This is a genomic window from Streptomyces sp. WAC 04229 (genome assembly GCF_003947455.1).
Lineage (GTDB): Bacteria > Actinomycetota > Actinomycetes > Streptomycetales > Streptomycetaceae > Streptomyces.
The window spans coordinates 14,711-29,954 of record NZ_QHJH01000079.1; the positions used below are offsets into that span (position 1 = coordinate 14,711).

The 15,244-nt window shown below is 72.3% G+C and carries 16 protein-coding genes; 4 read left to right on the forward strand and 12 right to left on the reverse strand.

Going from position 1 to position 15,244, the window contains the following annotated elements; translation table 11 throughout:
* The first annotated feature begins 12 nt into the window (after positions 1-12).
* Positions 13-207 (forward strand): DUF1918 domain-containing protein, encoded by a 195-nt coding sequence (locus DMH12_RS21265; protein WP_122617272.1) that lies wholly within the window; start codon positions 13-15, stop codon positions 205-207.
* A gap of 199 nt (positions 208-406) precedes the next feature.
* On the opposite strand, the gene DMH12_RS21275 is transcribed toward DMH12_RS21265, so the two are convergent.
* Entirely contained in the window at positions 407-1,648 is a 1,242-nt protein-coding gene (locus tag DMH12_RS21275) for a glycoside hydrolase family 10 protein (RefSeq protein ID WP_125493093.1), read from the reverse strand.
* Positions 1,649-1,824: 176 nt separating this feature from the next.
* On the opposite strand from DMH12_RS21275, the gene DMH12_RS21280 reads away from it, so the two are divergent.
* Complete coding sequence (locus DMH12_RS21280) at positions 1,825-2,697, forward strand: 3-hydroxybutyryl-CoA dehydrogenase (protein ID WP_125493094.1); 873 nt, start codon at positions 1,825-1,827, stop codon at positions 2,695-2,697.
* Positions 2,698-2,879: 182 nt separating this feature from the next.
* The gene (locus tag DMH12_RS21285) at positions 2,880-3,137 is read left to right on the forward strand and encodes a hypothetical protein (RefSeq protein ID WP_125493095.1); all 258 of its coding nucleotides are present in this window, start codon (positions 2,880-2,882) and stop codon (positions 3,135-3,137) included.
* Here the strand turns inward: DMH12_RS21285 and DMH12_RS21290 are convergent.
* From DMH12_RS21290 to infC, 9 genes are all read right to left on the reverse strand, one after another.
* The gene (locus DMH12_RS21290; RefSeq protein WP_125493096.1) at positions 3,134-3,700 is read right to left on the reverse strand and encodes an NUDIX hydrolase; all 567 of its coding nucleotides are present in this window, start codon (positions 3,698-3,700) and stop codon (positions 3,134-3,136) included. The two genes, DMH12_RS21285 and DMH12_RS21290, sit on opposite strands and share 4 nt — an antisense overlap.
* A 120-nt stretch (positions 3,701-3,820) precedes the next feature.
* Complete coding sequence (locus DMH12_RS21295) at positions 3,821-5,161, reverse strand: transcriptional regulator (RefSeq protein WP_122617277.1); 1,341 nt, start codon at positions 5,159-5,161, stop codon at positions 3,821-3,823.
* A gap of 453 nt (positions 5,162-5,614) precedes the next feature.
* Complete coding sequence (pheT, locus tag DMH12_RS21300) at positions 5,615-8,137, reverse strand: phenylalanine--tRNA ligase subunit beta (protein WP_125493097.1); 2,523 nt, start codon at positions 8,135-8,137, stop codon at positions 5,615-5,617.
* Complete coding sequence (pheS, locus tag DMH12_RS21305; protein WP_125493098.1) at positions 8,137-9,258, reverse strand: phenylalanine--tRNA ligase subunit alpha; 1,122 nt, start codon at positions 9,256-9,258, stop codon at positions 8,137-8,139. The genes pheT and pheS overlap by 1 nt, the downstream gene beginning before the upstream one ends.
* 169 nt (positions 9,259-9,427) lie before the next feature.
* Entirely contained in the window at positions 9,428-10,567 is a 1,140-nt protein-coding gene (locus DMH12_RS21310) for an ATP-binding protein (RefSeq protein ID WP_125493099.1), read from the reverse strand.
* 50 nt (positions 10,568-10,617) lie between these two features.
* Positions 10,618-11,466, reverse strand: a complete 849-nt coding sequence (locus tag DMH12_RS21315; protein ID WP_125493100.1) for an RNA methyltransferase — start codon at positions 11,464-11,466, stop codon at positions 10,618-10,620.
* A 181-nt stretch (positions 11,467-11,647) separates the two neighbouring features.
* A complete protein-coding gene (rplT, locus tag DMH12_RS21320; RefSeq protein ID WP_004002577.1) occupies positions 11,648-12,031 on the reverse strand; it encodes a 50S ribosomal protein L20 in 384 nt (127 codons plus the stop codon).
* 98 nt (positions 12,032-12,129) lie between these two features.
* Positions 12,130-12,324, reverse strand: a complete 195-nt coding sequence (gene rpmI, locus DMH12_RS21325) for a 50S ribosomal protein L35 (RefSeq protein ID WP_003977225.1) — start codon at positions 12,322-12,324, stop codon at positions 12,130-12,132.
* A 108-nt stretch (positions 12,325-12,432) separates the two neighbouring features.
* Entirely contained in the window at positions 12,433-13,086 is a 654-nt protein-coding gene (infC, locus tag DMH12_RS21330) for a translation initiation factor IF-3 (RefSeq protein ID WP_125493105.1), read from the reverse strand.
* A 385-nt stretch (positions 13,087-13,471) separates the two neighbouring features.
* Between infC and DMH12_RS21335 the strand changes: the two genes are divergently transcribed.
* Positions 13,472-13,828, forward strand: a complete 357-nt coding sequence (locus DMH12_RS21335) for a DUF1844 domain-containing protein (RefSeq protein WP_125493101.1) — start codon at positions 13,472-13,474, stop codon at positions 13,826-13,828.
* Here the strand turns inward: DMH12_RS21335 and DMH12_RS21340 are convergent.
* Both DMH12_RS21340 and DMH12_RS21345 read right to left on the reverse strand, forming a co-directional pair.
* On the reverse strand, positions 13,819-14,568 hold the full coding sequence (locus tag DMH12_RS21340) for an SseB family protein (RefSeq protein WP_125493102.1): 750 nt from the start codon (positions 14,566-14,568) through the stop codon (positions 13,819-13,821). The genes DMH12_RS21335 and DMH12_RS21340 overlap by 10 nt on opposite strands.
* An 11-nt stretch (positions 14,569-14,579) precedes the next feature.
* Positions 14,580-15,140: a GNAT family N-acetyltransferase gene (locus DMH12_RS21345; protein ID WP_125493103.1), complete on the reverse strand. Its 561-nt coding sequence runs from the start codon at positions 15,138-15,140 to the stop codon at positions 14,580-14,582.
* Positions 15,141-15,244: the final 104 nt, after the last annotated feature.

A 15,244-nucleotide genomic window follows, 5' to 3' on the forward strand; every position in this document is an offset into this window, starting at 1 on the left:
GAGGCCCCACGCATGCACGCAATGAAGGGCGACCAGCTGGTGCAGCACGGCCGGGTGGTCGGTGAACACGACAAGGTCGGCGAGATCGTCGAGGTGCTGGGCGAGAAGGGCTCTCCCCCGTACCGGGTCCGGTTCGAGGACGGGCACGAGGGCGTGTGCTCGCCCGGCCCCGACACCGAGATCCGGCACCGGGAGATCCAGCTCTAGGCCTGTCTGACAATTCCCGTCGTCGCCCGGAGGGCGGCCTCGCGGCGTCAGGTGCGTGCTCTCGGCGTGCCGGGCGTGGAGCCTCGTACTGGATGTACTTGGCTCTGCGCCCGGTGCGGCGAGAGTGCGTGCATGGCGTCGCGAGGCAGACGCGAATTGTCAGACAGGCCTTAGCCCGCGCCGGTCCCGGGCAGCCGGCTCAGCGCGGGGCGGCGGCCGGCAGCGTGTAGTGGTCCGCCGCCAGGCGTGCCATCGCGCCGCCCCGGTCCTCCGCCACGTCCTTGGCGGAGAAGAAGACGTGCCCGCGCACCTGCGGGTGGCGTGCGGCCAGCGTGAGGTGCCGGGACATCTCGGCGGGGTCCTGCCAGGCGGCGGGCTGTGCCGGGGCCCCGGTCTTGTACAGCGCCTCGCCCACGTACAGCTGCGTCCGGCTGCCCTCGGCCACCTCGGCCCACCAGGGGAGCAGCTTCGCGTAGTCCGCGCCGTTCTGGCCGATGCTCCAGTACAGCTGCGGCACGACGTAGTCGAGCCAGCCCTCGCGCACCCACTTGCGGGTGTCCGCGTACAGGTCGTCGTACGTCTGGACGCCCGCCCGGGTGTCCGAGCCGCGCTCGTCGGTGGCCGCGTTGCGCCACACCCCGAAGGGGCTCACCCCGAAGCGGGCGGACGGGCGGGCCTTCCTGACGCGTGCCGCGGTCTCGCGCACCAGCCGGTCGATGTTGTCCCGCCGCCAGTCGGCCCGGCTGCCGAAGCCGGAGCCGAAGGTGCTGAAGGCCACGCCGTCGTCGAAGCTCTCGCCGGTGACCGGATACGGGTAGAAGTAGTCGTCGAAGTGGACGCCGTCCACGGCGTACTTCTCCACCGCGTCGAGCATCGCGTCCTGGACGAAGGCCCGGACCTCGGGCAGCCCGGGGTTGTAGTAGAGCTTCCCGCCGTACGGCACCACCCAGTCGGGGTGCCTGCGCGCGGGGTGGGCGGGGACCAGGTGGCTCGGGTCGTCGTGCAGGGAGACCCGGTACGGGTTGAACCAGGCGTGCAGCTCCAGGCCGCGGGCGTGCGCCTCCTCGACCGCCGTGCCCAGCGGGTCCCAGCCCGGGTCGCGCCCCTGGCTGCCGGACAGGTACTGCGACCACGGCTCGTACGGCGAGGGCCACAGCGCGTCGGCCGTCGGCCGCACCTGGAGGAACACCGTGTTCAGGCGGTGCCGGACCGCGTTGTCCAGGTGCTCGACCAGTTCCGCGCGCTGCTCCGCCGCGCCCAGCCCGGCGCGGGTGGGCCAGTCGCGGCCGGCCACCGTGGCGAGCCACATGCCCCGCATCCCGGCGGCGGCGCGGCGCACCGGCGGTTCCGACGCGGAGACCGGCGCCGCCGACGCCGCGGGCGCCATGGTGAACGCCGACAACGCCGCCACCGCGAAGGCACGACGCGAGACACCGCCCATGGGAAGACCTCCTGAACGCTGTGGATCCGCACGCTCACGGATCGTGTACGGGGCCTCAGCATGCCCGACCCGGGAGACGGATCCGTGACCATTCGGGGGTAACGTGCTCGATCGGAGCAGGCGCCGGGGACCCCGGTGCGCCTGTTACCAGCCTTGAAGTCAGCGAAAGGGACGATGTGACCGGCATCTCGGGAGATATCGCACGCGTCGGCGTGGTGGGCTGCGGTCAGATGGGGGCGGGCATCGCCGAGGTGTGCGCCCGCTCCGGTCTGGAGGTGATGGTCGCCGAGACCACGGGCGAGGCTCTGGAGATCGGCCGCACCCGGCTGTACAACTCGCTGTCCAAGGCCGCCGAGCGCGGCAAGATGACCGAGGAGGAGCGGGACGCCACGCAGGCGCGGCTGAGCTTCACCACCGATCTCGGCGAGTTCGCCGACCGTGACCTCGTGATCGAGGCGGTGGTCGAGAACGAGCAGGTCAAGACCGAGATCTTCCAGGTGCTCGACCAGGTCGTGACCCGGCCGGACGCGATCCTGGCCTCCAACACCTCCTCGATCCCTCTGGTGAAGCTGGCGGTCGCCACCTCGCGGCCCGACCACGTCATCGGCATCCACTTCTTCAACCCGGCCCCGGTGCAGCAGCTGGTCGAGCTGATCCCGGCGCTCACCACCTCCGAGGGCACGCTGAGCCGGGCGCAGCTGTTCACCGAGAAGGTGCTCGGCAAGCACGCCATCCGCGCCCAGGACCGCTCCGGCTTCGTGGTGAACGCGCTGCTGATCCCGTACCTGCTCTCGGCGATCCGGATGTTCGAGTCGGGCATCGCGAGCCGCGAGGACATCGACAACGGCATGGAGATGGGCTGCGCCCACCCGATGGGCCCGCTGAAGCTGGCGGACCTGATCGGCCTGGACACGGTCGCCTCGGTGGCGTACTCGATGTACGAGGAGTACAAGGAGCCGCTGTACGCCGCTCCCCCGCTGCTCCAGCGCATGGTCGACGCGGGCCGCCTCGGCCGCAAGAGCGGCTCGGGCTTCTACTCCTACGGCTGATTACGCGCAGCTACGCGCACGGGCCCGGCGCCTCAGGTGGTGCCGGGCCCGCGGCTTTCACACGGCGTGTGCGCCCCGGGCCCGCATATGCCGTCCGCACACTCTCCCCAGGCGCCCACCAGGCGAGTTGACTCGACATGCACATGCAAGGGACGTGAGACGACTACGGAAAGGAGCGGTCCGTGACCGCCGATCCCGAGCACCCCGTCGTCCAGGGAGAACTCGCAGAGTTACGACGCCGGCTCGATGTGGCCTACGCCCGAGTCGAGGGCGGGCACGCCCTGCTCTCCCACCGCACCGAGGAGACCGCCAAGGAGCTGGCGGACCTCAGTACCCGGCTGAGCGCACTGGAGCACGCCCGCTGGCCGCTCCCCTCGGTGGCCGTGGTCACGGCCCTGGGCGCGCTGATCGTGGCGGTCTGGCAGGCCCTCGGACGCTAGCCGGCCCGGCGTCCGAGGTCGGGCCGGGCGTCCTGGCCGAGCCTGAGGTGGTGCAGCAGGAGTAACGCGGCCGCCATGTTGGCGGCCGGGACCTCCCCGCGGGCGACCAGGTCGGGAACGAGCTTGAGCGGAATCCACTCCCGGCGGTCCGACTCGAAGTCGTCCACGGGGTGCCCGACGTACGTGCCCTCGTCGGCCCAGTAGACGTGGTGCCGGGCGTCGGTGAGCCCGTTGGACGGCTCCACGCTCATCAGGTGCCGCAGCGGTCCCGGCCGCCAGCCGGTCTCCTCCTCCAGTTCCCTGGCCGCCGCCACCGCGACGTCCTCGCCGTCCTCGACGACGCCGGCCGCCAGTTCCCAGCCCCAGCTGTCGGTGATGAAGCGGTGCCGCCACAGCAGGAGGACCTCGTTCGCCTCGTTCACGACCGTGGCCACGGCCACCGGACGCATCCGTATGAGGAAGTGGTCGAGGTGCCGACCGTCCGGTAGTTCGACATCGGCGAGATTGACGCTGAACCAGCGATTTGCGTACACATTTTGTTCGCTCTGTTTCGTCCACTGCACGGTTCTGCCACCTTTCTTGGAGTAGGTGGCAATATCGCAGCAGCAGCGTCCCGGCAGCAGGCGCACGGCGGCCGCTCACGGCGCAGTGGTGGGCGCAGTGTGCCCCGAGGGGCGGACGGATCACAGCGGTACGCGCAGCGCCCCGTCGATGAGTTCGGCGGCCTCGGTCGTGCCCGCGCAGCCGCTGCGCACCAGGTGCTCGCGCACCGCGCGGAGTCGGTCGCGCAGGCGCTGGGACTCCATGCCCCGGGCCTGTTCGGCCATCTGCACGGCGGTGGCCACCGCCTTGTCGGCGTTGCCCTGGCGCAGCTCGATGGTGCTGAGCATGGCCAGCCGGTGCACCCGGCCGCGGTCGTGCGCCGGGTTGTCCACCGCCGCCGCGGCGTGCTCCCCGGCCGCCGCCAGTTCCCCGAGGCTCAACAGGGCCTCGGCGACCTGGACGTTGACCAGTCCGGGCTGGACGTAGCCGGTCTCGTCGGGTTCGTATCCGCGCCGGATGCGTTCGGCGGCCTGCTCGGCGCGGCGGATGCAGGACAGCGCGCCGCTGCCGTCGCCGAGGTGCGCGTACGCCTTCGCCTGCATCGCGTAGAGGTCGGAGGCGAGCGCCGGGGTGATGTGGCGGCCCGCGGCGCGCAGCGCGGCCTCGGCGAAGGCGACGGCCTGCCGGTACTCCCGCATGAACAGCGCCTGGTTGACCAGCAGCGCGATGACGTAGGCCCCGAGACCCCGGTCGCCGCTGGCCTTGGCGAGCCGCAGGGCCTGGTGGAAGTAGCGCTGCGCGAGGCCGTGCGCGTCGGAGTCGTACGCGCAGATCCCGGCGACCGCCACCAGGCCGCCGGTGGCCCGGTGCAGTTGGCGTCCGGTGGCGTCGGTGTAGCCGCCGCGCAGCAGCGGCGCTGCCTCGGAGTTGAGGAAGCCGACGATGCGGGCGCGGGTCGCCATGCCGCCGGCCTTGCGGTACATCTGCTCGTAGTGGGCCCGCGCGCAGCGCAGCATCTCCAGGTCGGCGGCGGTCACCCGGTGCCGCCCGCCGCGGGAGACGTCGACGTCCTCGGGCGGGTTCTCCCACTCCCAGACCGGCATCACGGCGGGCGTGCCGGTGAGCGCGGGGGCGCCGAGGATGTGCGGGCGCCGCTGCTGGTCGGAGCGCCACAGGGCGGTGGCGCGCTCCACGAACCCGGAGAGCGAGCCGGTGTGCGGGGCGGCCGGTTCGCCGGGCACGCCGAGGCCGATGTCGTCGAGGGTGACGGGACGGTGCAGGCGCGAGGCGAGGACCTCGCAGATCAGATCGGGCACCTGGCCCCGCGGGCGCTGGCCCTTCAACCACCGTGCGACGGCAGTGTGTTCGTACCTCAACGCCAGCCCGCGCGCGCGTCCCGCCTGGTTGACGTGCGCGGCCAGTCCCGCGTGCGAGATCCCGGCCTCGTCCAGGATCGCGTCGAGCAGGGTGTTGGGCTGCATGGGTGCCCCCCGGTGCCGCGGTGACTCGGTGCCGACAGCGTAGTGTGCCGGGCTTCACACGGGGTGTGAACGGAGTACGCGCATCCGCAGCGTGTGCGCGCTGTCGCGGAGAGTTCCGGGCGGCTTGACTGAGGGGCCTCGAAAGAGGCCGGCCGGGCCGCCGGCTCCCCCTCGTACAGTGCGGCGGCCCGTTTCCACGCCGTCCGCCCGGCTGCCTGCCCGACACTCCGTGGCGGGGCGGACGGCTCCGCCGGCATCGCGGAGCGACTAATCGCCGTTCAGTGCGGAGGTGCGTTGTCGGCTGCGGGTGCGTCGTGGTTGCTCGCGCAGTTCCCCGCGCCCCTGAACGGCGTCGAGGCGCCGCCCCTCAAGGGGCGCGGGGAACTGCGCGACCAGCCACCGCCTACCCGCGGCCGCCGACCGGCAGAAGCCCCCGCCCCTTGGGCGCACCGCCTAACTGCGCAGCACCGCTCCGACCCGCTCGCCCGCGAGGGCGACCGCCGCGTCCCGCGCGGCCGACGCCTCGTCGACGGTGAGCGTCCGGTCCCCCGCGCGGAAGCGCAGCGCGTACGCGAGGGACTTGCGCCCCTCACCCAGCTGCTCCGCGTTGTCGTAGACGTCGAACAGCCGGATGGACTCCAGCAGTTCACCCGCCCCGTCCCGCAGCGCCGCCTCGACCTCCGCGGCGGGCACGTACGCGTCGACCACCAGGGCGACGTCCTGCGTCGCCACCGGGAACGTGGAGATGCCCGGCGCCTGCGGGGTGTCGTTCCCGGCCCGCGCCACGACGTCGAGGTCCAGCTCCATCGCGCAGGTCCGCGCGGGCAGGCCGAGCGCCTTGAGCACCCGGGGGTGCAGCTCACCCGCGTGTCCGACGACCCGCTCCGCGCCGTCGACCGTGACGATCAGCTCGGCGCAGCGCCCGGGGTGCCACGGCCCGTACTGTCCCTTGCGGAGGATCAGCTCGGCGCCGGCCTCCCGGGCCACCAGGCGTCCCGCCTCGACGGCGTCGGCCCAGTCGGCCGGACGGCCCTTGCCCCACCAGCCGGCCTGCTCCAGTGCGCCGGTCAGCACGACCGCGACGTGCCGCGGCTGGTCGGGCAGCGCGGCGTTCAGCGCGGCGAGGTCGTCGTCGCCGGGCCGCCGGTCGACGGGCAGGTTGGCGGCGGCCCGCCGCTCGTCGCGGGGATGGAAGACCAGACCGGTCTCGAAGAGCGCCAGGTCGTGCGAGCCCCGGCCGTCGTTGCGGCGCAGGGCGCCGAGCAGGCCCGGCAGCAGCGTGGTCCGCAGCGCGGGCTCCTCGTCGCTGAGCGGGTTGACCAGCTTGACGACGCGGCGGGCCGGGTCGTCGGCGTCCAGACCGAGCTGGTCGAAGACCTGCTCGCTGACGAACGGGTAGTTCAGCGCCTCGACGTAGCCCGCGCCGGCCAGCGCCCGGCCGACCCGGCGGTGCAGCCGCTGCCGGGAGGTCAGGCCGCGGCCCGCGGAGGGCCTGGGCAGGGTGGAGGGCAGGTTCTCGTAGCCCTCCAGCCGGATGACCTCTTCGGCCAGGTCGTTCGGGTCGGTCAGGTCGGGCCGCCAGGACGGGACGGTGACGATCAGCTCGTCCTGCCCGTACACGTCGCAGCCGACCTCCTGGAGGCGGCGTACGACGGTCTCGCGGCCGTAGGTGACACCGGCGACCTGGTCGGGGTGGTCGGCGGGGACGCTGATGGTGTGCGGTGCGGAGGGGGCGCTGATCTCCGTGACGCCGGCCTCGGCGGTGCCGCCCGCGAGCAGCACCAGCAGGTCGACGGTGCGCTGCGCGGCAGCGGCGGCGGCCTGCGGATCCACGCCGCGCTCGAAGCGGCGGGAGGCCTCGGAGGACAGCTTGTGCCGGCGGGCGGTGCGCGCGATGGACACCTGGTCGAAGTGGGCGGCCTCGATGACCACGTCACTCGTCGCGTCGCCGCCGTTCTCCGCGGCGTCGTGGTCCGCGATCTCGGTGTTGGCGCCGCCCATGACGCCGGCGAGGCCGATGGGACCCCGGTCGTCGGTGATGACCAGGTCCTCGGCGTGCAGCTTCCGCTCGACGCCGTCGAGGGTGACGATCTTCTCGCCCTCCTCGGCCCGGCGCACGCCGATGGTGCCCTGGACGAGGCCCCGGTCGTAGGCGTGCAGCGGCTGGCCCAGCTCCATCATCACGTAGTTGGTGACGTCGACGGCCAGCGAGATCGGGCGCATGCCGACCTTCTGGAGGCGCCGCTGGAGCCAGATCGGGGAGCGCGCCTCGGCGCTGAGGCCGGTCACCGTGCGGGCGGTGAAGCGGTCGCAGCCGGTGGGGTCGGCGATCTTGACGGGGTAGCCGTAGGCGTTGGGGCCGGGCACGTCGATGAGGGCCGGGTCGCGCAGCGGCAGGCCGTAGGCGATGGCGGCCTCGCGGGCCACGCCGCGGATGGACAGGCAGTCGCCGCGGTTGGCGGTGACGGCGATGTCCAGGACCTCGTCGACCAGTTCCAGCAGCTCGATGGCGTCCCTGCCGACCTCGGTCTCCGGCGGCAGCACGATGATGCCGTGGCTGCCGTCGTCGCCCATGCCCAGCTCGTCGCCGGAGCAGATCATGCCGTGGGACGTCTTGCCGTAGGTCTTGCGGGCGGAGATCGAGAAGCCGCCGGGCAGGGTGGCGCCGGGCAGGACGACGACGACCTTGTCGCCGACGGCGAAGTTCCGGGCGCCGCAGACGATCTCCTGCGGCTCACCGGTGCCGTTGGCCTGGCCGACGTCGACGGTGCAGAAGCGGATCGGCTTCTTGAAGCCCTCCAGCTCCTCGATGGTCAGCACCTGGCCGACCACGAGGGGGCCCTTGAGGTCGGCGCCCAGGTGCTCGACGGTCTCGACCTCCAGACCGGCCGAAATCAGCTTGGCCTGCACGTCGCGGCCGGTCTCGGTGGCCGGCAGGTCGACGTACTCCCGCAGCCAGGAAAGCGGGACCCGCATCAGATCTCCATCCCGAACGGCCGGGTGAACCGGACGTCACCCTCGACCATGTCTCGCATGTCCTCGACGTTGTGGCGGAACATCAGCATCCGCTCGATACCGAACCCGAAGGCGAAGCCGCTGTACTTCTCCGGGTCGATGCCGCAGGCGGTGAGCACCCGCGGGTTGACCATGCCGCAGCCGCCCAGCTCGATCCAGCCCTCGCTGGAGCAGGTGCGGCAGGGCCGGTCGGGGTTGCCGACGGACGCGCCCTTGCAGACGTAGCAGAGCATGTCCATCTCGGCGGACGGCTCGGTGAAGGGGAAGAAGTTCGGCCGCAGCCGGGTCTTCATCTCCGCGCCGAACAGCGACTGGACCATGTGGTCCAGGGTGCCCTTGAGGTCCGCCATGGTCAGGCCCTCGTCGACGGCGAGCAGCTCGACCTGGTGGAAGACGGGGGTGTGCGTGGCGTCCAGCTCGTCGGTGCGGTACACCCGGCCGGGGCAGATCACGTAGACCGGCAGCTCGCGGTCGAGCGCGGAGCGGATCTGCACGGGCGAGGTGTGGGTGCGCAGCACGACGCCGGACTCGGTGCCGCCGTCCGGGCCCTCGACGAAGAAGGTGTCGGCCTCGCCGCGGGCCGGGTGGTCCGGGCCGATGTTGAGGGCGTCGAAGTTGAACCACTCGGCCTCGGCCTCGGGGCCCTCGGCGACCTCGTAGCCCATGGCCACGAAGACGTCCTCGATGCGCTCGGAGAGCGTGGTGAGCGGGTGGCGGGCGCCGGCCGGCACGCGGTCGTGGGGCAGTGTGACGTCCACGGCCTCCTCGACCAGCACGCGCGCGTCGCGCTCGGCCTCCAGCTCCGCCTGGCGGGCGGCCAGCGCCTTGTTGACCGCGCCGCGGGCCATGCCGACGCGCTTGCCCGCGTCGGCCTTGGCCTGCGGGGGCAGGGCGCCGATCTCGCGGTTGGCGAGCGCCAGCGGAGAGGCCCCGCCGGTGTGGGCGACCTTGGCCTCCTGGAGCGCGTCGAGGGAGCCCGCTGCGGCGAAGGCGGCGAGCGCCTCGTCCCGCATGCGCTCGATCTCTTCCGGTTTCAACGCCTCGACCTCGACAGGGTCGTACGACTTATTCGGTGCCGACATCTCTTCCCGTGCTTCCGATTGGCTGGCTGGAACGCCCCGTCTACGGTCCGGAGACGGGGCGGGGACGCTTCGTCTGCGGAACTGGACGCAAAGGTGCCAAAGACCGAGTCTAACGGGGCGGTGGAACGCTGATTACGCCCGTGGGGTCGTCGGCCGTCTCGGGTGCTGCTCAGGTGAGATACGCCGGTGCCGCCACGGGCAACGTAAATCGGAACTCGGCGCCGCCGCCGGGGGCGCGGCCGACCGTGATGGTGCCGCCGTGGGCCTCGACGATGCCCTTGACGATGTACAGCCCGAGGCCGGTGCCACCGCGCTTGCTGCCCCGCCAGAAGCGGGTGAAGACGCGGTTCATGGACTCCTCCGGGATGCCGGCCCCTTCGTCGCTCACCGTGACCGACGTGCCGACGTCCTCCCCTTCGCGGGGGGACGCCGTGGGCGTGATGTCAATGGTGACGGTTCCCTCGCCGTGCCGCACGGCATTTTCCAGCAGGTTGCTCAGCACCTGGTCGACCTTGTCGGGGTCGGCCCACAGGTCGGGCAGCGGCCGGCCGAGGCGGAGCAGGAAGCGGTCGGCCTCCTGACCGGAGGCGACGTACGCCTGGATGTGCCGGCCGACGGCGGCGCCGATGTCGACGGGCTGGCGGCGGACCTCCAGCCGGCCCGAGTCGATCCGCGAGATGTCCAGCAGCTCGGCGATGAGCCGGGTGACCCGGTCGGCGTCGGCGTCGACGGTCTCCAGCATCAGCCGCTTCTGGTCGTCGGTGAACCTCTCCCACTTGGCCAGCAGCGTCGCCGTGAAGCCCTTGACGGAGGTGAGGGGCGAGCGCAGTTCGTGGGCGACGGTGGCGATCAGCTCGGCGTGGCTGCGTTCGGTGCGGCGCCGGGCCTCGGTGTCACGCAGGGTGACGACGACGCGGTGGACGGGGCCGAGCGGCTCGACGCGGACGTAGCGGGCGGAGACGAGGACTTCCCGGCCGCCGGGGAGCAGGAGGTTGCGCTCGGGCTGGCCGGCGCGGATGGCGAGGCCGCCGTAGGGGTCGGTGAGCTGCCACCAGCGGCGGCCCTCCAGGTCCTCCAGGGGCAGTGCCTTCTCCAGCGGCCGGCCGAGGGCTTCGGCGGCCGGGACGGCGGTGATGCGGGCGGCGGCGGCGTTGAAGCAGACCACGCGGCCGCGCTCGTCGGCGACGACCAGGCCGTCGGGCAGCTCGTCCGGGTCCAGGCCGAGGCCGGCGAGATCACCGGGGGTGCGGGGCGCGGGCGGACGCGGCGCTCCCCGGGCTCCCGGCGCGCTGCTCGTGCCGACACTCATCCCCGTATCCCACCTCTCAGCCGCGCGGGGGCCCTGGGCAGGTCACCCTACTAGGCGTTGGTGACGGAGCGGCACCCTCCGGCGGCGCGCTGTGCACGCGCCGACGCGTAGAGACATACGGCGGCGGCGGTCGCCAGGTTCAGGCTCTCGGCCTTTCCGTGGATCGGGACGCGCAGGACGGCGTCGGCGAGGGCGCGGGTCTCCTCGGGGAGCCCCCACGCCTCGTTGCCGAACACCCAGGCGGTGGGGCCGCCCATGGCGCCGGCGTCCAGCTCGGCGTCGAGGTCCTGCTCCCCCGCGCCGTCGGCGGCGACCACCCGGACCCCGGCGTCCCGCAGCCCGGCCACGGCCCGCTCGACGGGGACGCCGACGGCGACCGGCAGGTGGAACAGGGAGCCTACGGAGGCGCGTACGGCCTTGGGGTTGTACAGGTCGACGGAGGCGTCGGTCAGGACGACGGCCTCGGCGCCGGCCGCGTCGGCGCAGCGCAGCACCGTGCCCGCGTTGCCGGGGTCGCGGACGTGCGCGAGGACGGCGACGAGCTTGGGACGGGCGGCGAGGATCTCGTCGAAGGGGGTGTCGATGAACCGGCAGACCCCGACCAGGCCCTGCGGGGTGACGGTGGTGGAGATGTCCTCGATCACCTGCTCGGCGGCGAGGTGCACGCGCACGCCGGCCTGGCGGGCCGCCCCGACGATGTCGGCGTACCGCTCGGCGGCCTCGACGGTGGCGAACAGCTCGACCAGCGTGTCCTCGTACCCGGCGGCCTCCCGCACGGCCTGCGGCCCCTCGGCCAGGAACAGCCGCTCCTTGCCCCGAAAGTTCCGCTTCCCCAGCCGCCGCGCGGCCAGGACACGGGGAGAACGGGGGGAGATCAGCTCGGGGCTGGCGGGTCGCATGCTCTTCCTAACGTTCACAGATATCTCGACGCGGGCTGCACGCGCCCCTCAAGGGGCGCGGGGAACTGCGCGACCAGCCACGACGCACCCGCGGCAGACAACGAACCGGACAACGGCAATCGAAGGGACCCGCAGGCTGGAGCCTGCGGGTCCCTTCAACTACGGCTCAAGCCGCGCAGCGTCACGCCGCCTTGGGCGCGTTCACGTCGCTCGGCAGCGCCTTCTGCGCAACCTCGACCAGCGCAGCGAAGGCACCGGCGTCGTTGACGGCCAGCTCGGCGAGGATCTTGCGGTCGACCTCGACGTTGGCGGCCTTCAGGCCCTGGATGAAGCGGTTGTACGTGATGCCGTTGGCGCGGGCAGCGGCGTTGATGCGCTGGATCCACAGCTGGCGGAAGTCACCCTTGCGCTTCTTGCGGTCGTTGTAGTTGTAGACCAGCGAGTGGGTGACCTGCTCCTTGGCCTTGCGGTACAGGCGCGAACGCTGACCGCGGTAGCCGGAGGCCTGCTCGAGGATCGCCCGGCGCTTCTTGTGGGCGTTGACTGCCCGCTTGACGCGTGCCACTTGTTAACTCCTTGTAGCGGGGCCGCGGTGAGTACTCACGCGACCCGGTGTCGATGGGGTCCCGGTCGTGCCGTACGGCGCTCAGTGGCGCCCGTACGTCACTTGCCGAGAAGCTTCTTGATCTTCGCGGCGTCGCCCGGGGCCATCTCGGCGTTGCCGGTCAGGCGGCGCGTCACACGGGACGACTTGTGCTCGAGCAGGTGGCGCTTGCCGGCGCGCTCACGGAGCACCTTGCCGGAGCCGGTGATCTTGAAGCGCTTGCTGGCACCGCTGTGCGACTTGTTCTTCGGCATAGCGCCGTTCTCTCCTCGTCGGTGGCACTCCGGTGCCCGGTCGTGAAACCGGGCACGGTGGAGCGTCGCTTGTTTCGGTTGGTCCTGGGGACTCGCGTCCCCCCGGGGTCACGCCTCGGCGGGTTCCTGGGCCGGAGCCTCGGCGCCCTCGGCGTCGGCCTCCGCGGCGTTCTGCGACTTACCGGGGTTGGCCTTCGCGTCCGCCTTGCGCGCTTCCTGCGCCTGACGGGCCTCGGCCATCGCCTCGGTCTTCTTCTTGTGCGGACCGAGAACCATGATCATGTTTCGGCCGTCCTGCTTCGGATTCGACTCCACGAAGCCGAGGTCCTGGACGTCCTCCGCGAGACGCTGCAGCAGTCGGTAGCCCAGCTCGGGGCGGGACTGCTCGCGGCCGCGGAACATGATCGTGATCTTGACCTTGTCGCCCTGCTTGAGGAACCGGACGACGTGACCCTTCTTGGTGTCATAGTCGTGCGGGTCGATCTTCGGCCGGAGCTTCATCTCCTTGATGACCGTGTGCGCCTGGTTCTTGCGCGCCTCACGGGCCTTCATGGCCGACTCGTACTTGAACTTCCCGTAGTCCATGAGCTTGCAGACAGGCGGACGGGCGTTCGCCGCGACCTCGACGAGGTCGAGGTCGTACTCCTGCGCAAGCTCCAGGGCCTTGGCAAGCGGGACAATCCCGACCTGCTCGCCGCTGGGACCGACAAGTCGCACCTCGGGAACGCGAATCCGGTCGTTGATGCGGGGCTCGGCGCTGATGGATCCTCCTCGGTAGCACCACGCGACGGTCTGGCAAACAGCCGCGTAACGTCTGTGTTCGATAGACCTAACCGCGCCGGCGCACAAAAAATGCCCCGGACGATCACAGGCGGGGCTCCTCGAACTACTACCGGAGCACCGCCGCGATGACCGCGGGGCGCGATTTCGGGCCGGTCACCGCCGCTGGGACGGGACCGCCTGACCGGTGACCCGCCGTCCCGGAGGACGGCCAGGTGGGAGATCGGAGCCTCCACTTGTGGGCCGGATCCGCTGCCGTGGGCGTGCGTGTCCGACCGGTCGTTACACAAGGTTAGCAGCTCGGCGGGGGAAGGGCTAACCGAGACCGAGTGGGGCCGGATCGCCCGCTGCGCCTATCGTGTGCGGCATGAGTGACACCCCGCCTGAGACGCCCGACTTCGACGCCATGACCCGCGACATCGCGGAGGTCCCCGCGGTCGAGGTGATCGTGACGGTCGCCGTCAACCTGATGAGCGCCGCCGCCGTGAAGCTGGGGCTGACCGAGGAGGGCGAGGCGCACAAGGACCTGGACGAGGCGCGCAAGCTGGTCCACGCGCTGGCCGGTCTGCTGGACGCGACGGCGACCGAGATCAGTTCCTTCCACGCGGCGCCGCTGCGCGACGGCCTGAAGTCGCTCCAGCTGGCCTTCCGCGAGGCCTCGCTCGTCCCGGACGAGCCGGGCCAGGGCCCGGGCGAGAAGTACACGGGCCCCGTCTACCGCTGACCCCGTCCCTCCCGCACGTACAAGGGCTCGCCCGGCGGCGTCGCCCCGGCCGGCAGCAGTGCCAGGTCGAGGCCGCGCACCAGGCGGGCCCTCAGCGTCTCGTCGGCGGCCAGCCGCTCGGCGACCGCACGGGCTGCCTTCGCCGGGTCGTCCTCCCCCGGATCCAGCACCAGCGCCAGCGTGCCGTCGGCCCGGCCCCGCCCGAGGTGCGCCCGGAGCACGGCCGGCTCCGCGGCCAGGACGGCCCGTACGGCGTCGGCGACGGCCGGGTCGGCGAGCGGGTCGGTCGTCGTACGTCCCTCGGCCAGCGCCAGCAGCACCGCTCCGGTCAGTTCGAACGGCACCGGCCCGGCCAGATCGAGGACGACCGTGTCCGCCTTCTCGTGCGCGGCGGCCTGCAGCGCCTGGTGCACGGGTACGGCGACGGGGCGGGCCGCGGGGTCCCAGCGGGCGAGCGACGCGGTGGACGTGAAGGCGGGCAGCGCGGTCCGGCCGCCGGCCTTCAGCGTGGGCACCGCCATGTCACTGGTCTTCTCCCGGCGCAGCCCGTTCTCGTCCTCCTCCACCTCACCGAGGACGGCCACGACGGGCACCAGCAGCCGGGCGCCCTTGAGCGCCTCCAGCACCGGCGCCAGGGCGGTCCGGTCCTCGGCCCAGGCGGCGAGCGCGGCATCGAGCCGGGGATCGGCGGAGCCGTCGTCGTCGGAGTAGCCGGAGTCGGGAATGTTCTTGTTCGCCACGGTCCCCGACCCTAGTTCAGGGTGTCCGCCGGTCGGCGAGGGGGCGCGGCCGGGGACCGCAGGCCGAGCCACTGCTCGGCGTCCCAGGCCCGGAACCGCTCCACCTCGGCGAACCCCAGCCTTGCCGCGAGACGCATGGAGCCGACGTTGGCGGTCTGCGTGGCCAGCACCACCGGCTCGCCGGGAAGGACGCCGTCGAACCAGTCGAGTGCCGCCCCACACGACTCCTGGGCGTACCCGAGACCCCACGCCCGGGGCAGGAACAGGTAGCCGAGGTCGGCCTTCCCCGACGCGGCCGGGCGGTGCGTCTCCGGCGCCCTCCTGATCAGGATCTGGCCGATCATCGCCCCGTCGAGGTCGACGACGAAGCTCCCCGGCCACCGCTCGGGCACCGCGGGCAACTCGCGCTCGAGCTCGTCACGCGGCCGGGGGCCTCCGAGGTAGGTGTGCACCTCTGCCGACGCCAGCAGTTCGATGAACACCGGACGGTCCCGGGCCTCGGGCGCACGGAGGACGAGCCGGTCGGTCCTGATCGGGGCGGGCGGCCATGTGACGCCGCCGAGTCCAGTCATGCCGGACAGCCAACCAGCGGGCCCGGTCGGTGATCAAGGCTGTCCTGGCGTCGTATCGTCGGCGGTGGTGGCCGTGGACGGGAGGGGCGGGCGTGGAGCGGGAC

Excerpts from the sequence above, each read along its gene's own strand:
- DMH12_RS21275 (WP_125493093.1), bottom strand. The coding sequence starts at position 1,648 with ATGGGCGGTGTCTCGCGTCGTGCCTTCGCGGTGGCGGCGTTGTCGGCG.
- DMH12_RS21310 (WP_125493099.1), bottom strand. The coding sequence starts at position 10,567 with ATGAGTGTCGGCACGAGCAGCGCGCCGGGAGCCCGGGGAGCGCCGCGT.
- DMH12_RS21315 (WP_125493100.1), bottom strand. The coding sequence starts at position 11,466 with ATGCGACCCGCCAGCCCCGAGCTGATCTCCCCCCGTTCTCCCCGTGTC.
- pheT (WP_125493097.1), bottom strand. The coding sequence starts at position 8,137 with ATGCGGGTCCCGCTTTCCTGGCTGCGGGAGTACGTCGACCTGCCGGCC.
- rpmI (WP_003977225.1), bottom strand. The coding sequence starts at position 12,324 with ATGCCGAAGAACAAGTCGCACAGCGGTGCCAGCAAGCGCTTCAAGATC.
- DMH12_RS21265 (WP_122617272.1), top strand. The coding sequence starts at position 13 with ATGCACGCAATGAAGGGCGACCAGCTGGTGCAGCACGGCCGGGTGGTC.
- DMH12_RS21295 (WP_122617277.1), bottom strand. The coding sequence starts at position 5,161 with ATGCAGCCCAACACCCTGCTCGACGCGATCCTGGACGAGGCCGGGATC.
- DMH12_RS21345 (WP_125493103.1), bottom strand. The coding sequence starts at position 15,140 with ATGACTGGACTCGGCGGCGTCACATGGCCGCCCGCCCCGATCAGGACC.
- DMH12_RS21335 (WP_125493101.1), top strand. The coding sequence starts at position 13,472 with ATGAGTGACACCCCGCCTGAGACGCCCGACTTCGACGCCATGACCCGC.
- pheS (WP_125493098.1), bottom strand. The coding sequence starts at position 9,258 with ATGTCGGCACCGAATAAGTCGTACGACCCTGTCGAGGTCGAGGCGTTG.